Annotated in this window: 1 protein-coding gene; it reads right to left on the bottom strand. The window is 59.3% G+C overall.

What is annotated here, in order from left to right:
• Positions 1–145: 145 nt before the first annotated feature.
• The gene (locus AB4Y32_RS40335; RefSeq protein WP_368726566.1) at positions 146–1,120 is read right to left on the bottom strand and encodes an IS5 family transposase; all 975 of its coding nucleotides are present in this window, start codon (positions 1,118–1,120) and stop codon (positions 146–148) included.
• Positions 1,121–1,200: the final 80 nt, after the last annotated feature.

Below are 1,200 nucleotides of genomic sequence, written 5' to 3'. Positions count from 1 at the left end.
GGCAATGCTGATCAAGCCGTGTAAACGCGACTGAGCGCGGTTGAGCATGCGTAAACTTTCTGAATAACCAATGAAGATGGTCGTTCCGCTTCGTTTTACCGCGCCGCAGGCGTTCTGCGCGGGCTTTTCGCCCGTGTTTCGCCCATTACGGGCGCACCTGCCCCGTAAATCGGCCTCGCGACAGGTAGAGGTTCGCCAGCGCGAGTGCAACGAAGGCGCGATTGGCGTTCTTCGCCAGACCCCGATAGCGCACCTTCGTGAAACCCCACAACCGTTTGAGCACGGCGAACACATGTTCGACGCGGGCGCGAATCCTCGACTTGTTGCGGTTCTTGCGACGCGCCACTTCATCGACGCTGTCCTTGCGGCGCGTGCGCTGATTCGTGAAGTCGCGGGCTTTTGGGGCCTTGCCATGGATCAGCGCTTTCTGGCTTGCATACGCGCTGTCGCCATAGACCCGCTGCTCCTGGCCATGCAGAAGCTGCGGCAGTGGGTGTTTGTCGTGCATGTTGGCCGCCGTGACGACGGCGCTATGCGTCAGTCCGCTCTGGCTATCCACGCCGACATGAAGCTTCATGCCGAAATACCACTGCTGTCCTTTACGCGTCTGATGCATTTCAGGGTCCCGCGCTTTCTCCCTGTTCTTCGTCGAAGAAGGCGCGCCGATCAGCGTGGCGTCTACAATCGTGCCGCTCTTGAGCTTTGCTCCGCGTGCCTGCAACACCCGACCCACCTCGGCGAAGATTCGCTCGCCCAGCTTGTGCTCTTCAAGCAGGTGCCGGAATTTGAGCAGCGTCGTCGCGTCTGGAACGGTTTCGCTGCCCAGGTCAATGCCCACAAAACGGCGCAGGCTGAGGCTGTCGTACAGCGTTTCTTCGCACGCAAGGTCGGCAAGGTTGAACCAGTGCTGCACAAAATGAATCCGCAACATGCGCTCGATCGCGATCGGCGGGCGACCGTTGCCGCGTTTCGGGTAATACGGCTCGATCACCACGCACAGTTCGGCCCACGGCACGAGCCTGTTCATCTCATCGAGAAACGCTTCGCGTCGCGTAGGTTTGCGCTGCGCTCCGAATCCCGCGCATTGATCGACCGCCATCGCCAGTGTCAGTTGCTTCATCGTTTTTGGTTTTACCGTCGCATGTCCACGCTATAACGCATGACAGCCATGAGTGGTGGACTTGATCAGCATTGCCTTAA

Source organism: Paraburkholderia phymatum (assembly GCF_040965635.1).
Lineage (GTDB): Bacteria > Pseudomonadota > Gammaproteobacteria > Burkholderiales > Burkholderiaceae > Paraburkholderia > Paraburkholderia phymatum_B.
This window is presented reverse-complemented; position numbering and strand designations above follow the sequence as displayed.